Source organism: Pontibacillus marinus BH030004 = DSM 16465 (assembly GCF_000425225.1).
GTDB classification, from domain to species: Bacteria; Bacillota; Bacilli; order Bacillales; family BH030062; genus Pontibacillus; species Pontibacillus marinus.
Genome location: NZ_KE384330.1, coordinates 118,561 through 134,596, shown reverse-complemented (window position 1 = coordinate 134,596; position 16,036 = coordinate 118,561). Strand labels below are relative to the sequence as shown.

At 41.5% G+C, this 16,036-nt stretch carries 16 protein-coding genes; all 16 read left to right on the top strand.

The window, feature by feature from the left end; genetic code table 11:
- The first annotated feature begins 138 nt into the window (after positions 1-138).
- The 16 genes from H514_RS0115925 (at position 139) to atpG (ending at position 16,013) form a co-directional block, all read left to right on the top strand.
- Complete coding sequence (locus tag H514_RS0115925) at positions 139-753, top strand: low molecular weight protein arginine phosphatase (protein ID WP_027447854.1); 615 nt, start codon at positions 139-141, stop codon at positions 751-753.
- Between the two features lie 340 nt (positions 754-1,093).
- On the top strand, positions 1,094-2,389 hold the full coding sequence (locus H514_RS0115920; protein WP_027447853.1) for a methyl-accepting chemotaxis protein: 1,296 nt from the start codon (positions 1,094-1,096) through the stop codon (positions 2,387-2,389).
- 76 nt (positions 2,390-2,465) lie between these two features.
- On the top strand, positions 2,466-3,035 hold the full coding sequence (locus H514_RS0115915; protein WP_027447852.1) for a TIGR01440 family protein: 570 nt from the start codon (positions 2,466-2,468) through the stop codon (positions 3,033-3,035).
- A gap of 27 nt (positions 3,036-3,062) precedes the next feature.
- On the top strand, positions 3,063-4,298 hold the full coding sequence (locus H514_RS0115910) for a serine hydroxymethyltransferase (protein WP_027447851.1): 1,236 nt from the start codon (positions 3,063-3,065) through the stop codon (positions 4,296-4,298).
- 164 nt (positions 4,299-4,462) lie between these two features.
- Complete coding sequence (locus tag H514_RS0115905; protein ID WP_027447850.1) at positions 4,463-5,761, top strand: globin-coupled sensor protein; 1,299 nt, start codon at positions 4,463-4,465, stop codon at positions 5,759-5,761.
- Positions 5,762-5,955: 194 nt separating this feature from the next.
- Positions 5,956-6,585, top strand: coding sequence for a uracil phosphoribosyltransferase (gene upp, locus H514_RS0115895; protein WP_027447849.1), 630 nt, complete (start codon positions 5,956-5,958; stop codon positions 6,583-6,585).
- Positions 6,586-6,607: 22 nt separating this feature from the next.
- On the top strand, positions 6,608-7,759 hold the full coding sequence (gene wecB / locus H514_RS0115890) for a non-hydrolyzing UDP-N-acetylglucosamine 2-epimerase (protein WP_027447848.1): 1,152 nt from the start codon (positions 6,608-6,610) through the stop codon (positions 7,757-7,759).
- A gap of 423 nt (positions 7,760-8,182) precedes the next feature.
- Positions 8,183-10,363, top strand: a complete 2,181-nt coding sequence (locus H514_RS0115880; RefSeq protein ID WP_027447846.1) for a S8 family serine peptidase — start codon at positions 8,183-8,185, stop codon at positions 10,361-10,363.
- A 349-nt stretch (positions 10,364-10,712) separates the two neighbouring features.
- Positions 10,713-10,940: an AtpZ/AtpI family protein gene (locus tag H514_RS0115875; protein ID WP_027447845.1), complete on the top strand. Its 228-nt coding sequence runs from the start codon at positions 10,713-10,715 to the stop codon at positions 10,938-10,940.
- On the top strand, positions 10,937-11,311 hold the full coding sequence (locus tag H514_RS0115870) for an ATP synthase subunit I (RefSeq protein ID WP_027447844.1): 375 nt from the start codon (positions 10,937-10,939) through the stop codon (positions 11,309-11,311). Before H514_RS0115875 ends, H514_RS0115870 begins: the two co-directional genes overlap by 4 nt.
- A 23-nt stretch (positions 11,312-11,334) precedes the next feature.
- Positions 11,335-12,060 (top strand): F0F1 ATP synthase subunit A, encoded by a 726-nt coding sequence (gene atpB / locus H514_RS0115865; RefSeq protein WP_027447843.1) that lies wholly within the window; start codon positions 11,335-11,337, stop codon positions 12,058-12,060.
- A 52-nt stretch (positions 12,061-12,112) separates the two neighbouring features.
- Complete coding sequence (gene atpE / locus H514_RS0115860; protein ID WP_027447842.1) at positions 12,113-12,328, top strand: F0F1 ATP synthase subunit C; 216 nt, start codon at positions 12,113-12,115, stop codon at positions 12,326-12,328.
- Between the two features lie 190 nt (positions 12,329-12,518).
- The gene (gene atpF / locus H514_RS0115855; RefSeq protein ID WP_027447841.1) at positions 12,519-13,043 is read left to right on the top strand and encodes a F0F1 ATP synthase subunit B; all 525 of its coding nucleotides are present in this window, start codon (positions 12,519-12,521) and stop codon (positions 13,041-13,043) included.
- Entirely contained in the window at positions 13,040-13,585 is a 546-nt protein-coding gene (locus tag H514_RS0115850; RefSeq protein WP_027447840.1) for a F0F1 ATP synthase subunit delta, read from the top strand. The genes atpF and H514_RS0115850 overlap by 4 nt, the downstream gene beginning before the upstream one ends.
- Before the next feature lie 18 nt (positions 13,586-13,603).
- Positions 13,604-15,109, top strand: a complete 1,506-nt coding sequence (gene atpA, locus H514_RS0115845; protein WP_027447839.1) for a F0F1 ATP synthase subunit alpha — start codon at positions 13,604-13,606, stop codon at positions 15,107-15,109.
- A gap of 46 nt (positions 15,110-15,155) precedes the next feature.
- Entirely contained in the window at positions 15,156-16,013 is an 858-nt protein-coding gene (atpG, locus tag H514_RS0115840) for an ATP synthase F1 subunit gamma (protein ID WP_027447838.1), read from the top strand.
- Positions 16,014-16,036: the final 23 nt, after the last annotated feature.

The following is a 16,036-nucleotide window of genomic DNA, read 5'->3' as shown; positions in this document are numbered from 1 at the left end:
TGGATTATAGAAGAGTGGCTAAGTTCAACACTAACAAACCCAAAAAGCTTGGCATTTTCTTTATAAAGACGGCAATATTTTTTCTTGTTATAATAAGATGAGGAATGTTTGGAGTTTGGAGTTTGGAGGGTTCAAGAGATGAAACATATATTATTTGTTTGTACAGGGAATACGTGTCGGAGCCCTATGGCAGAGGCATTGTTGAAGAAAAAAGACCCTAATATCGAAGTAAGATCTGCAGGGATTTTTGCACATAATGGATCACCTGCATCACAAGGGACCGTAGAAGCCTTAAAAGGACAGGGTGTTGAGTTGAATCATCGCTCTCAGCCTGTAACGAAAGAGCTTTTACAATGGGCAGATATTGTGCTGACAATGACAAAACAGCATAAACAAAATTTAATACTAGAGTTCCCGAAATTCGAAGAGATCATTTTCACCCTAAAAGAATACGTGCTTGAAGGTCATGAAGGAGACTGGGAACGATTAAAACAAGTCTACTCCACATTAGAAGATAAAAAGACTGTTTTTCTACAGAAGAATAAACACAAATATGATAACAATACAGAACTTGAAAAAGCTTTATGGTCACATCTTAAAGAGGAAATTGAACTCATTAAAGAGATCGAATCAACCCTCCCAAATATTGATGTTTCAGACCCCTTTGGAGGAAGTCTTGACACCTATGAAAGAACGCTTTCAGAAATAGAAAAACATATTGAACTTTTGGTCAAAAAATTAGACAATGAATAAGGGGAATGGAAAAGCGTAAGCGCCTGTTCAGCGACGTATGGACAGGACTGAGCCGCAGTGCGATTAACTAAACTTGCTGATTGGCAAGCCGATAGGCGCAGACAGAAGCTTAGTTGTCGTGGTACTTTCACTTAGAAATTTTCACGACGTCGAATCTCTTCGATGTTAAAATTTCATAATTGCTAAACGTATATAGGAAACACGAAGAACGAAGTGATTCGATGTTGACTTATCGTACGGAGGTGAGGGATGTACACTAGTCGCTAGGCGCTGGAGCTAGACATCTACGAGTAGCATCTTAGACTTTTTCTTAGAGTTCAATAATAGGGGGATGTGCTACATGAAAAAGCGTTATCGGGCGAGTCTTCGCTTAAAACTGGTTATGCTTATATCCGTTTTAGCGGTGATTACGTATTCAACAAGTGCTTTTTTTATCTATGGACTTTATGACAAAGTTCAAAACTTATTGGGGATGTCAGAGATGATGTTCACCATTCTGACTTTATTGTTGGGGATCATATGGTCAGGGATTTTAGCTTATTTAGCTGCAGGGTTTATTACGAAACCACTTCATAACTTAGAACAAGCAGCTACGTTAGCTGCTAGTGGTGAAATTACGAATGAGCTTGTGGTATCCAAATCGGACGATGAAGTTCGTTCACTAGGTGTCGCATTTGAAACGATGCTCTCAAACCTTAGAGATATGGTACATAATATTGAGCAAAATTTTGAAGACACCAACCACTCTGTTCAAGAAATCAAAAGAGCTGCTGAACAAGCTACTCAGCAGGCGCAGATTATCGGTGACACAATTGGGGACATCTCCCAAGGAGCCGAAAATTCATCCATGGCGATCCAGCAAACGGCTGAAGCTGTGGAACAAACGACACAGCTTGCGACACAAGTTCAGGAAAAAGCGCAAAGCTCTGAGAATATGTCCAAGCATATGTTGGATACCTTAGGAAATAGTAAGGATGTTATCCACTCACTTGTATCGGGAATACAAAGTATAGCGAAAGAACAAGAACTTTCGCTCGAAGCGGTAAACCGTTTGGAAACCAATGCACAAAAAGTTGATGACATTATCTCACTTGTCGGAGATATTGCAGAACAGACCAACCTTCTTGCATTAAATGCATCCATTGAAGCAGCTCGTGCAGGAGAACATGGAAAAGGGTTTGCTGTAGTAGCGGAAGAAGTGAGAAAGCTAGCTGATGAAAGTGCGAATGCTGTACAAGGGATTTCCGATCTAATATCCAATATGCAACAAGACGTAACTCAGGTTGTAAAACAAATATCAGAACAAGTGGAATTCGCTCGTACTGAAGCAAACAAAGGGGAAGAAACAAATAATGCGATTGCAAATATGTCTTCTTCTGTAAATGAAGTTGCAACAGCAGTGAGTGAGATCACTTCACTAGTTGATCAACAGCTTACATCATTACAGGAAACATCCCAACAATCTCAAGAGGTTTCTGCCATTGCTGAAGAAACATCGGCAAGCGCCCAACAGGTGAATGCATCTGTCCAAGAGCAAACCACTTTAATTGAAAATATCGATCAAATATCGCATGCTTTATCTGAGAACGCACAAAGCTTACAACAACAGATACAGCGATTTAAATTGAATCAATAATAGAGAAAAAGCTTAGGATAAATCTTTCATAAAAAGGAGAAGTGTGTCTTCTCCTTCTTTAATAGGAGGGTGAGTTATGCTCTCAATTGAACAGGTTCAACAGGATACACGACACGCATTTGAAGAATGGAAAGAGCTCAACTACCTAAAACAGGGTGATATTTTTGTAGTAGGGTGCTCGACAAGTGAAGTGGCCGGTGAGCATATCGGTACTTCAGGAAATGAACAAATCGCACGAGCTTTATTTGAAGAGATGGAAGTTTTTAAGCAAGAAACAGGGGTTCACCTTGCCTTTCAAGGTTGCGAGCACATCAATCGAGCGCTCGTTATAGAAAGAGGCGTTTTAAACGCAAAAGGGTTAGATGAAGTCGCAGTCGTTCCAGTAAGAAAAGCTGGTGGCTCCATGGCTTCTTATGCATATAAACATTTCGATGACCCAGTTTTGGTGGAAGAAATCACTGCAGACGCGGGCCTCGATATTGGAGACACATTAATTGGCATGCATCTTAAAAGAGTGGCAGTTCCCGTTCGATTGAAACAGAAGTCAATCGGCTATGCCCATGTCACTTCAGCAAGAACGCGACCGAAACTTATTGGTGGTGCTCGAGCTGTTTACGAGGTAGCCGAATCTGAACATTGTGATTAGATAAATGAATTCAAGGGGGAGTACGAATTGAAACATGTACAAAACGTTGATCCAGAAATTATGGAAGCCATTGATCTAGAGCGTGGACGTCAACAGGATAAAGTAGAGCTTATTGCTTCAGAAAACTTTGTGTCTGAAGCTGTAATGGAAGCGATGGGCTCTGTTTTAACAAACAAGTATGCAGAAGGTTATCCAGGACGCCGTTATTATGGCGGTTGCGAATACGTAGATATCGCTGAAAACATAGCCATTGAACGTGCGAAGAAACTATTCGGTGCAGATCATGCGAATGTTCAGCCTCACTCTGGCGCTCAGGCGAACATGGCTGTTTATTTTACAGTCCTAGAGCCAGGCGATACTGTGCTAGGCATGAACTTGAACCATGGTGGACACTTAACACACGGTAGCCCAGTTAACTTCAGTGGTACTCTATACAACTTTGTGGATTATGGTGTAGACGAATCTACAGAACAAATCGATTATGAAGCGGTACGTGAGAAAGCCAAAGAAGTTATGCCGAAAATGATTGTAGCAGGCGCGAGCGCTTACCCTCGCCAAATCGATTTTGCAAAGTTCCGCGAGATTGCAGATGAAGTCGGAGCATACTTAATGGTAGACATGGCGCACATTGCTGGACTAGTGGCATCAGGTCTTCACCAAAATCCAGTTGAACATGCTGATTTTGTTACAACGACAACACACAAAACCCTGCGCGGTCCACGTGGCGGTATGATTCTTTGTAAAGAAGAATACAAGAAGAAAATTAATAAATCCGTATTCCCTGGTATGCAAGGTGGCCCATTGATGCACGTCATTGCATCAAAAGCCGTAAGCTTTAAAGAAGCGTTAGACCCAAGCTTCAAGGAATACTCTGAGAATATCATTGCGAACGCAAAACGCTTAGGTGAAGCGCTGCAAAAAGAAGGCATTCGCCTAGTATCAGGTGGGACGGATAATCACTTGCTACTACTAGATTTACGTCCTATGAACCTAACGGGGAAAATTGCTGAACAAGCGCTAGACGATATTGGAATCACGACGAACAAAAACACAATTCCTTTCGATCCAGAAAGTCCGTTCGTTACAAGTGGCCTTCGCATTGGTACTGCTGCTGTAACAACACGCGGCTTTGGTGAGAAGGAAATGGATGAACTAGCCTCGATCATGGCGTTCACATTAAACAACCACGAAGACGAAGAAAAATTAAAAGAAGCGAAAGAACGCGTCCTGAAACTAACAGGCCAGTTCTCGCTTTATCAATAATGGAAAACCCTCATTCTAATGAATGGGGGTTTTTTATGTGTGAAGAATAACCTCCTTATACAATAGTTCAAAAATTGTAGGACTATATGCTTGAAAATTTGGGACCAAAGGTAGATAATGTATACAAAAGTTATTCAAAACATATACAAAAGTGAGGGTTATTCATGAAATTATTCACAAAAAAACGTCCTGATCCCCGTTTTCAAGCAGATATTCACTATAAACAACCTGTACAACATGTACATACATCAGATGAAGATTTAAATGGACGCATTCGATACATGCACCTAACCAATGAGCATTTAAATAGCTTAAAAGAAATGAAGCCAATCGTAATGGAACTGACCGACGAGCTTTTAGACCGCGTACTCGATCACTTGCATCATCACCCTGAGTTGAGTGCGATTGCGAAAGCTCACAGTTCTAATGAAGCATTAAAACGAGTATTCACCATGTATTTTGATAGCATTTTTTCTGGTCACATTGATGAGGCGTATCTCCAGCTTCGCAAACGTATCGGGAGCACACATAATGGAGTTCAACTCCCGATTGCTTGGTTTTTGGCAACATATTCAGCACTTAGCTCACTCCTGATTCCAAAAGTAGTTGAATACTTTCAGGATCGCCCGGCAGAACTATCGAACGCTTTGGTAGCCGTTACAAACATTCTGAACTTAGATGCACAGCTTATTGTTGATTATTATGTAGAAGTTCGCATGAACCAGATCGAAGAGGCCAACTCTCAAAATGAACAATTACGCCAAGAAATGGTTTCTCTTAGCCAGGAGGTTGCAGCTTCCGTTCAACAAACAGGCGCTTCTATGAATGAAACATCTGTAAAAGCTGAACGCATTCGCAAAGCCACTCAGAACACGCAAAAGAGTAGCCAAAACCTGATTAGCCTAACCGACCATAATGACAGGAAAGTAAATGAGATGATGAGTTCATATGAGGACGTGCTTGAACAGTTTAACAAAAGCATGAAAACGATGGAGCGCTTAGAGGAGCTTTCGAAACAAATCACCTCGATTACTAACCAGATTGAGGATATATCGGATCAAACAAATTTGCTTGCTCTTAATGCATCGATTGAAGCGGCTCGTGCTGGCGAAAGTGGAAAAGGTTTTGCGGTAGTGGCAGAAGAAGTACGTAAACTAGCAGAAAACTCGAAGAAAATGAGTAATCAGATTAACGGGATTACAAAAGAAAGTAATGACAATATCCATGAGCTTTTAGAATCTATGCAAAACATGAATGAATCTACCATGCGCTCTCAGTCTGATATGAAGCAAGTGAACCAAGGTCTTGCTACAGTACGTATGGAAATGAATCAATATCTCGAAATGTTTGCTGAAAATAAAGCCGACTTGGATACCATCGTAGATGCCATTCAAGACATTCACGGAACAACCGACAATTTATCGTTGCTATCGGAACAGTTATTAACCAAAACAGAAGCATAACTTATATCCTCCATTTCGTTGGGGGATTTTCTTTTGCTAGGACAAGACAAAAATACCCTTATAAGTCCGAAAGATATAAAGAAAATGAAACCACAAGAATTGGATACACTAAGATTGATATAAATTCTTGAAACATCCGAAATTATTCAGTACAATTTTAAGGATGCAAACTATTCAAAAGGAGAGATCGGCTCATGGGTAAGGTATACGTATTTGATCATCCCCTAATTCAACACAAACTAACGTACATACGAAAGAACGAAACAGGTACAAAGGAATTTCGTGAACTTGTCGATGAAGTGGCAACACTTATGGCATTCGAAATTACACGTGATCTACCTCTAGAAGATGTAACGATTCAGACGCCAGTTTCGGAATCAAAATCTCAAGTGATTGCAGGTAAAAAACTAGGCATTGTTCCAATCCTACGTGCTGGACTTGGCATGGTAGACGGCATGCTTAGCCTTATTCCAGCTGCGAAAGTTGGACACGTTGGTTTATATCGTGATCCTGAAACGCTAAAACCAGTTGAATACTATGTAAAGCTTCCTAGCGATGTTGAAGAACGTGAATTCATCGTGATTGACCCAATGCTTGCAACAGGAGGATCCGCCAACGAAGCAATTGAATCCTTGAAAAAACGTGGTGTTAAGCAGGTCCGCCTAATGTGTTTAGTTGGCGCTCCAGAAGGGGTAGAGGAAGTACAGAAAGCTCACCCTGATGTAGACATTTACCTAGCTGCGCTTGACGAAAAGCTAAATGAAAAAGGTTACATTGTTCCAGGACTAGGAGACGCTGGGGACCGCCTATTCGGAACGAAATAACGGTAAGTTTGGAGGGAACGACATGAGTCAGCCCATTAAAGTTATGACGATATTCGGGACAAGACCAGAAGCGATCAAAATGGCGCCCCTCGTTCTTGAACTGAAAAAGCGTGATACCCAATTTGAACCAATTGTTACGGTAACTGCACAACACCGTGAGATGCTCGACCAAGTGTTAGATATTTTCGGTATTGAGCCCGATTTTGATTTAAATATAATGAAATCCAGACAAACCCTTGCTGAAATTACAACACGAGCACTTGAAGGATTAGATGGTGTTATGAAAGAAACGAAGCCTGACGTTGTTTTGGTTCACGGCGACACCACGACAACATTTGCGGGAAGCTTGGCTGCGATGTATAACCAAATTCCAGTAGGTCACGTAGAAGCAGGACTTCGTACTTGGAACAAGCTTTCACCGTTCCCTGAGGAAATGAACCGTCAGCTGACAGGTGTAATGGCGGATCTACATTTCACACCAACGAATAAATCTCAGCAAAACTTGTTGAATGAAAACAAACCTGAGGATTCCACCTTTGTAACAGGGAATACAGCGATCGATGCGTTAAACACTACTGTGAAGGATGACTACTCACATAGTATCTTGCAGAAAGCTGAGGGGAAACGAATGGTACTTGTCACAGCACACCGTCGTGAAAACCTTGGTGATAAAATGCAGCAAATGTTCCGTGCAATTAAACGCTTAGTGGACACACATGATGATATAGAAGTAGTTTATCCGGTTCACCTAAATCCGGTTGTACAAGACACGGCAAAAGAGATCCTTGGTGATGATGATCGTATTCATTTAATCGAACCATTAGATGTTATCGATTTTCATAACTTTGCTTCTCGAGCGTACTTGATCTTAACGGACAGTGGTGGTGTACAGGAAGAAGCACCATCTCTTGGCGTACCGGTTCTAGTATTACGCGATACAACAGAACGTCCTGAAGGAATCGATGCAGGTACATTGAAGCTTGCTGGTACGGATGAAGAGAACATCTTCAACATGGCAAACGAACTGCTATCCGATCCAGAGGTGTACAAGTCTATGTCCCGCGCGTCCAATCCATATGGAGACGGACAAGCCTCAGCCCGTATTGCCGAAGCGATACGCTATTTCTTCAACCATACAGAAGAAAGACCAAAAGCATTTACAACAGAAGACTAAGCTGATGATCAAGGAGGGGAAACTCTCCTTGGTTTTTTTATGGGATGAATCTTGAATGTAGAATTGTTAGGGGACTATCTAGAAGAAAAAGCGCTCTATCCAGAAATATAGAGCGTCTAACCAGAAGAAAAAGTGCTCTATCCAGAATTAGAGAGCGTCTAACCAAAAGAAAAAGCGCTCTATCTAGAATTAGAAGTCGTCTAACCAGAAGAAAAAGCACTCTATCCAGAATTAGAGAGCATCTATCCAAAAGAAAAAGCGCTCTATCCAGAAATACAGAGCGTCTATCCAAAAGAAATCCCCCCCAATCCAGAAAAAAGACCCTCTCACCCCACCACACCCCCATAAAATATCTAATAAAAACCACCTCCCCTGGACAAATTAACAAGATAAGGATTCACGAATAAAAGAGGTGTGCCACAAATGAAAAAGCTGCATATACTGACTCTTCTCCTAGCCATCACTTTACTCGTATCACCAGTCCAAACAAACGCAATCGGCGAACAAAAATCAATGATCATCGAAGTTGAAGGCGACGCAAACAAATGGAAAACCCATGTAGAAAAATACTATCCACGAATCGAAGTTGTTCAAGTTTATGACACTCTCCTTCAAGCACTTGCTGTAAAAGGATCACAATCTCAATTGCAGCAGCTTGAGCAAGCAGAGTTTGTAAAGCAAATGTTTCCTGTTCAAAAGTATCAGGTGCACACAAACGATAGTATGTCGTACCTTTTTGATCAGCACACCCAAAGAGAGCGACTTCCTTACACAGGAAAGGGAGTAAAGGTAGGAGTGATCGATACAGGGATAGATTATGAGCACCCCGACTTACGAAAAAATTTCAAAGGGGGGTACGATGTTGTCGACTTGGATGGAGATCCCATGGAGACCAAGCAGCATCAAGGGGCTCCAACGTTGCACGGCACTCACGTGGCAGGCATCATTGCAGCTAATGGGGAATTCAAAGGCATGGCGCCGGATGCTGAGCTCTACGGATACCGCGCACTTGGTCCAGGTGGTATGGGGACGTCGGTACAGGTGATTGCCGCGATTGAACAAGCTGTGGAAGACGATATGGATATCATCAACTTATCGCTAGGCAACACAATTAATGGACCCGATTGGCCAACAAGTATAGCTGTTAACAAAGCGGTGGAGATGGGCGTGTCGATGGTCATCTCAAATGGGAACTCGGGACCAGGAGTGTGGACGGTAGGATCGCCAGCGACTGCAGTTGATGCAATAGGCGTAGGAGCTTCAACCCCTCCACTAAAACTTCCTTATTTATATGCACATTTTGAAAGAAAGAAGGTTTCAATCACACCTCTTGTAGGATCTCCAGCTTGGGATCTACAAAAAGATTATCCTCTTCAAAACATAGAATTAGCAAAAGGAAAGGTCCCAGACTTACACGGCAAGATCGCACTAATTAAAAGAGGAGAAGTCACATTTACTCAAAAAGCAAAAGCAGCAGAAAGAGCAGGAGCTGTAGCAGCCGTAATCTATAATAATGAAGAAGGACGTTTTCAAGGTGGGTTAGAAGAGAAGGTCACGATTCCAGTTGCATCGATCACAAAAGAGTCAGGCGAATGGATCATTGAAAACATAATTCCTGATCAAAAGTGGCTAGAAACAAAATACAAAACCGTTCAGGATACACTAGCAGATTTTAGCTCAAAGGGACCTGTCACATGGAACTGGGACATCAAGCCTGACATTTTGGCACCAGGTGTAGCGATTAAAAGCACAGTGCCTGGAGGTTATAAAGAACTTCAGGGTACAAGTATGGCCGCACCTCACGTAGCTGGAGCACTAGCTCTCATTAAAGAGGCTCATCCAGATTGGGGACCTCATCAGTTAAAAGCAGCTCTTTTAACAACTGCGTCACCAATCAAAAATGAGGTAGGTAAACTTTATGAACCGATTGCTCAAGGCATGGGGCGTATTCAACCACAAAAAGCCATTGATCCCCAGACTCTAATCTATAATAGTCGTCTCACATTCGGTAGAGTATTGAAAGGTGTAGAAACAAGAGAAGCTACAATTACGATCCATAACCGCACCGATGAACAACAGGAATACTACTTTAAGCCACCAAATCAAATGGATGGTCTGCAATGGGAAGTGCCAATGAGTTTTTCATTGGGAGCTGGTGAAAAGAAAGAAGTCCAAGTTAAAGTGAGAGTAGACCAAAGGCAAATCGACCTTTCAAAACCATTCCACCAGGGTTGGATTACATTACATGATGAACACAATACCTATCAATTACCATACCTATTCCTGACAAAGAAAACAGATTTTCCAAGAGTCATGGGATTAGAATTCACATTAAAGCCGTTCACAAAAGAAACGTATCAATACCAAGTGTATCTTCCGCTGAAAGCAGATGAGCTTCAGATTGATCTTTATAATCCAGACACACTACGTTATAACCGCACAATCCTTTCTAAACAAGATGTAAAACGTGGTGTCGTGAAAGGAAACTTAACAAAAGATGAAGTAGGGGAAGATGGGGTGTATTTAGCGGTATTAACCATTAAAAAAGGCAACATGAAGCAAACGTTTGAAACGAAAATAATCATTGGGACAGAATATCCGTAATGAAAACTTTTCTAAAATATGAAAAGCTCACCTAAATAGGTGAGCTTTTTTAACATGGACATAGTAAAAACCTTTGTATTCATTTTAAAAATGTAGTACAATTTTTATGGGATTGTGAAATATGCACAATCATCTTTTTTGCGCCCAAAAGGTCTATTCATTTGGGTGTCAAAATGTGACGAAAATGTGTCACAAATGTAATAATTTTTTCCACCGATTACTTTTCCTCACAAACGGATTGACATTAGAAAACCCCTAATGTATTCTTACTAAGTGTGGAATGATAAGGCTTTCATAAATCGACATTTTTCGCGTCAGAAAATTTATGAAAACTTAAGGAGCGGTTTCCGTGTCCTCAAATCAGAACAACCCTTTTAAAGCAATGGCATTGACGAGTGGGATCCTTTCACAATTGGCAGGTTGTACGTTGGTAGGAATTTTCTTTGGACGTTGGCTTGATAACCAGTTTACCACAACACCACTCTTTTTAATCCTAGGTCTTTTCTTAGGGCTGGCCGCAGGTACATATGGCACCATTCTACTCGTGCGCAAATACACAGGAGAAGATCAAACATGACGGACCCACAATACAAAACCATGATTACACGTCAAAGAAAATGGATGATCTACCTTCTAGCCTTGTTTGTGCTTGGATGGGGCTTTCTACCGTATCAAGAGATTTTCCTCGGCTTAATCCTTGGAGCTGTACTAAGCTTTTTCAACCTCTGGCTTATGCAGCGAAAGATCAACCAAATGGGACAAGCTGCAGAAGAAAACCGAACATCAAGGGCGTTCGGAACTTTTTCTCGCATGGCTGCAGCAGGTTTAGCCATTCTTATAGCACTACGCTTTCAACAACATTTCCATCTTATTGCAGTTGTATTGGGTTTAATGACAACCTATGTTGTTATTATGATAGAATTTTTAGTTTCTAGATTTAAAGATTAGTCATAGGAAGAGAGGTGAATATTTTGGATCATAAGGCACCTTTACTCGAAAATCTATGGGGAATCGGTTGGTTGGATTTTAACTTGTCTACAGTACTCATGACATTCATTGCTTCTGTCATTGTGTTTATCTTAGGTGTTGCAAGTGCGAAGAGCCTTCAACGAAAACCAACAGGTCTACAGAACTTTATGGAATGGGTTGTCGATTTCGTTAAAGGTATTGTAGGAAGTACCATGGATTGGAAGACAGGAAAGCAGTTTTTGCCATTAGGATTAACGCTACTAACTTATATTTTTGTAGCGAACATGCTGGGTGTAATGTTTATGGTCGTAACTGGAGATCATTATCTATGGTGGAAGTCACCAACTTCTGATCCAGGGGTAACATTGACACTAGCTACCCTAGTAGTCGCTTTATCGCACTATTATGGTATAAAACTGAAGGGTGTGAAAGAGTATGGAAAAGAATTTTTCCGTCCAATGCCTTTCTTATTCCCTTTGAAAATTATTGAGGAGTTTGCGAACACGTTAACGTTAGGTTTACGTTTGTTCGGAAACATCTATGCCGGGGAGATTTTACTTGGCTTATTGGCTGGATTAGCCACAACTGGAATTGCAGGTACATTAGGTGCAGCCATTCCAATGCTAGCTTGGCAAGGATTTAGTACCTTCATTGGTGCAATTCAAGCATTTATTTTCACTATGTTAACGATGGTGTATATGTCTCACAAAGTGAGCGAAGACCATTAATTTTATAAACTAAATATCTTTTAAGATATAAAATAAGAGGAGGAATTTTATCATGACTGGAGCAGTAGCAGCAGCTATCGCAGTAGGTTTAGCAGCACTTGGTGCAGGTATTGGTAACGGATTAATCGTAAGTCGTACAGTAGAGGGGATCGCTCGTCAACCAGAACTACGTAGTGCCCTTCAAACAACAATGTTCATTGGTGTTGCACTAGTAGAGGCGATTCCAATCATCGCAGTTGTAATCGCATTTATCGTAATGGGTCAATAATAGCTTTATAACTAAAAAGGCAAGGGCGAGATTCGTCTTATTAGAATCTTCGCCTTTCCTTTACTCAAATGGTTTCAAAACTTCCATAAAGATTTATTCAAAAACCCGACTTTGGCTATCAAAGGTAGCTAAAAGCCGAGTTTTTCTAATGTAAAGCTTGTTACCGATAAGTGTGAAAGGAGTGAATGGTGTGCATTTATTTACAACAAACCTGGCCCTAAACGCTGGAGCCGGTTTTCTAGTTGGAGATATGATATTTTCTTTAGTTATGTTCATTATCCTTTTAGCATTACTGCGTAAGTTTGCATGGGGACCTCTAATGAACATGATGAAAGAACGTGAAGATCACATTGCAAATGAGATCGATACAGCAGAAAAGAATCGTCAAGATGCAGAGCGCATGACGAAAGAAGCACAAGAAGAGCTGAAAAATGCTCGTCAAGATGCTCAAACGATTATCGAAGATGCGAAAAAGGCAGGTAAAGAGCAACAACAAGAGATTGTTGAACAAGCTCGTGCTGAATCTGAGCGCATCAAAGAGTCCGCTCGACAAGATATCGAGAATGAGAAAGAAAAAGCGATCCAAGCCCTTCAAGACAAAGTGGCTTCCTTGTCCGTACACATTGCAAGCAAGGTTATTGAAAAAGAATTAACTGAGCAAGATCAAGAGAAACTAATCAACGAATACATTCAAGAGTTAGGAGAAGAGCGATGAGTAATGAAATAGTAGCAAAACGCTATGCAACGGCTCTTTTTCAAATCGGACAAGAACAGTCTAAGCTTGAACAATTCGAAGATGAATTAACAACAATCCGCGAAGTATTTCGCTCAAATGAAAAACTTCACACGTTCTTACAACATCCCGCCGTTGAATTGGATCAAAAGAAAAACATGATTCATGAAGCTTTCAAAGGTGTTTCCAAAGAGGTTATGCACACGTTGGATATCCTTTTAGATCGTCACCGTGAAGGCGTTATCCCGACAATGGTTAACGAATTTGTAAAAAGAACGAATGAAGCACGTGGAATTGCAGACGCAGATGTTTATTCCGTTCGTGAGCTTAGTGAAGAGGAGCAGAAGTCGATTCAATCCGTATTCACTCAAAAGCTTAACAAGAAAGCGATCCGCATTCATAACATTGTAGACCCATCCATTTTAGGTGGCTTAAAGCTTAAAATCGGAAACCGCATTTATGATGGAAGCGTAAGCAATCAGCTTCAGCGTATCGAGCGTAAATTAACATCTGGAAACAAATGATGATAGGGGTGAAATTGCATGAGCATCAATGCTGAAGAAATTAGTGCGCTGATTAAACAGCAAATCGAAAACTATGATTCTGAAATTGAAGTCAACGATGTTGGTACTGTTATCCAGGTTGGTGACGGTATTGCTCGTGCGCATGGCCTTGACAACGTAATGTCAGGTGAGCTAGTTGAATTTTCAAACGGTGTCATGGGTATGGCACAAAACCTAGAGGAAAACAACGTAGGTATTGTAATCCTAGGTGAATTTACAGATATCCGCGAAGGTGACGAAGTTCGTCGTACTGGTCGCATCATGCAGGTTCCAGTAGGAGATGAGCTTTTAGGACGCGTTGTTAACCCACTAGGGCAACCTGTTGATGGTAAAGGACCAGTTGAAACGAGCAAAACTCGACCAATTGAATCTCCAGCACCAGGCGTTATGGATCGTAAATCCGTAGATGAGCCACTTCAAACAGGTATCAAAGCCATTGACGCACTTGTACCAATCGGTCGTGGTCAGCGTGAGCTAATCATTGGTGACCGTCAGACTGGTAAAACAACAGTAGCAGTCGACACAATCATTAACCAAAAAGATCAAGACATGATCTGTATTTACGTAGCGATTGGTCAGAAAGAATCTACCGTTCGTGGAACAGTAGAAACGCTACGTCAACATGGCGCTCTTGAGAACACAATCGTTGTAACAGCAGGTGCATCTCAACCAGCACCACTTCTTTACCTAGCTCCTTACACAGGCGTATCTATGGGTGAAGAGTTCATGTACAACGGTAAACACGTACTCGTTGTGTACGATGACCTTACGAAACAGGCGTCAGCATACCGTGAGCTTTCCCTATTGCTTCGTCGTCCTCCAGGTCGTGAAGCTTACCCTGGTGACGTATTCTACCTTCACTCCCGCTTACTAGAGCGTGCAGCGAAGTTAAGTGACGCTAAAGGTGGAGGTTCTTTAACAGCACTTCCATTTATCGAAACACAAGCAGGGGACATCTCAGCTTATATCCCAACAAACGTAATTTCCATCACAGACGGACAGATTTTCTTACAATCTGACTTGTTCTTCTCAGGTGTACGTCCCGCGATTAACGCTGGTCAGTCCGTATCTCGTGTTGGTGGTTCCGCACAAATCAAAGCCATGAAGAAAGTAGCCGGTACACTTCGTCTGGACCTGGCATCATTCCGTGAGCTAGAAGCATTCGCACAGTTCGGATCAGACCTTGATGCAGCAACACAAGCGAAACTGAACCGTGGTGAGCGTACAGTAGAAATTCTGAAGCAGGGCTTACATGAGCCACTTCCAGTAGAACAACAGGTAGCAATCATTTACTCTCTAGTTAATGGTTACCTTGATGATATTCCAACTTCAGACATCACACGCTTTGAGTCTGAGCTACAAAGCTGGATTGGTAAAAATAAACTTGAACTTTACGAACACATTCGAAACACTGGTCAGCTACCAGAAAAAGATGATTTCAACGCTGCAATCGAAGAGTTCAAGAAAACTTTCGTTGTATCCTAAGAAATTAATCTGCTAGCAACCTTTGAAGAAAGGGTGGTGAAACGACGTGGCATCCCTTAGAGATATTAAGTCTCGTATTACTTCAACGAAGAAAACCATGCAGATCACAAAAGCGATGGAAATGGTATCAGCTTCCAAGATGAACAAGGCGGAACAAAATGCAAAAAATTTCGTTCCGTATATGAACAAAATCCAAGAAGTTGTAGCCTCCATTGCAAATGGTACTGATGCAAGTCACCCAATGCTTGAAGAGCGTGAGGTGAAGAGAACAGCTTACCTTGTTATCACATCAGACCGTGGTCTTGCGGGAGCTTATAACAGTAATATTTTGAGAAACGTTTATCAAACGATTCAAGATCGTCACAACTCCAAGGATGAGTACACCACCATCCCTGTTGGACGTATCGGTCGTGACTTTTTCAAAAAACGTGACATGCCAGTTGAGCACGAAATCACTGGTGTGGCCGATCAGCCAAACTTTGCTGATATTGCAGATATCGCGAAGCAAACTGTTCAGCTTTACACGGATGAGAAAATTGATGAACTTCACATTTACTACAACCATTACGTAAGTGCAATCACACAAGAGGTTACGGCTACGCAACTATTACCGTTAACCAACATTTCATCTGAAGGACAATCATTGACTTCTTATGAATATGAGCCAAATGAGGAAGAGATTCTTGAAGTTCTTTTACCTCAATACGCTGAAAGCTTAATTTATGGTGCATTGTTAGACGGTAAAGCAAGTGAGCACGCTGCCCGTATGACAGCCATGAAAGCTGCAACAGATAATGCTGACGAGTTAGTTGGCGACTTAACGCTTAAATATAACCGTGCACGTCAGGCATCCATTACCCAAGAGATTACCGAGATTGTCAGCGGAGCCGCTGCCCTCGAGTAACAGGGTAAACGTGAAAGTAAGTT

Bases quoted from the DNA above. Each gene is read 5' to 3' on its own strand.
- H514_RS0115925 (WP_027447854.1), top strand. From the start codon at position 139: ATGAAACATATATTATTTGTTTGTACAGGGAATACGTGTCGGAGCCCT.
- H514_RS0115920 (WP_027447853.1), top strand. From the start codon at position 1,094: ATGAAAAAGCGTTATCGGGCGAGTCTTCGCTTAAAACTGGTTATGCTT.
- H514_RS0115915 (WP_027447852.1), top strand. From the start codon at position 2,466: ATGCTCTCAATTGAACAGGTTCAACAGGATACACGACACGCATTTGAA.
- H514_RS0115905 (WP_027447850.1), top strand. From the start codon at position 4,463: ATGAAATTATTCACAAAAAAACGTCCTGATCCCCGTTTTCAAGCAGAT.
- upp (WP_027447849.1), top strand. From the start codon at position 5,956: ATGGGTAAGGTATACGTATTTGATCATCCCCTAATTCAACACAAACTA.
- wecB (WP_027447848.1), top strand. From the start codon at position 6,608: ATGAGTCAGCCCATTAAAGTTATGACGATATTCGGGACAAGACCAGAA.
- H514_RS0115880 (WP_027447846.1), top strand. From the start codon at position 8,183: ATGAAAAAGCTGCATATACTGACTCTTCTCCTAGCCATCACTTTACTC.
- H514_RS0115870 (WP_027447844.1), top strand. From the start codon at position 10,937: ATGACGGACCCACAATACAAAACCATGATTACACGTCAAAGAAAATGG.
- atpE (WP_027447842.1), top strand. From the start codon at position 12,113: ATGACTGGAGCAGTAGCAGCAGCTATCGCAGTAGGTTTAGCAGCACTT.
- H514_RS0115850 (WP_027447840.1), top strand. From the start codon at position 13,040: ATGAGTAATGAAATAGTAGCAAAACGCTATGCAACGGCTCTTTTTCAA.
- atpA (WP_027447839.1), top strand. From the start codon at position 13,604: ATGAGCATCAATGCTGAAGAAATTAGTGCGCTGATTAAACAGCAAATC.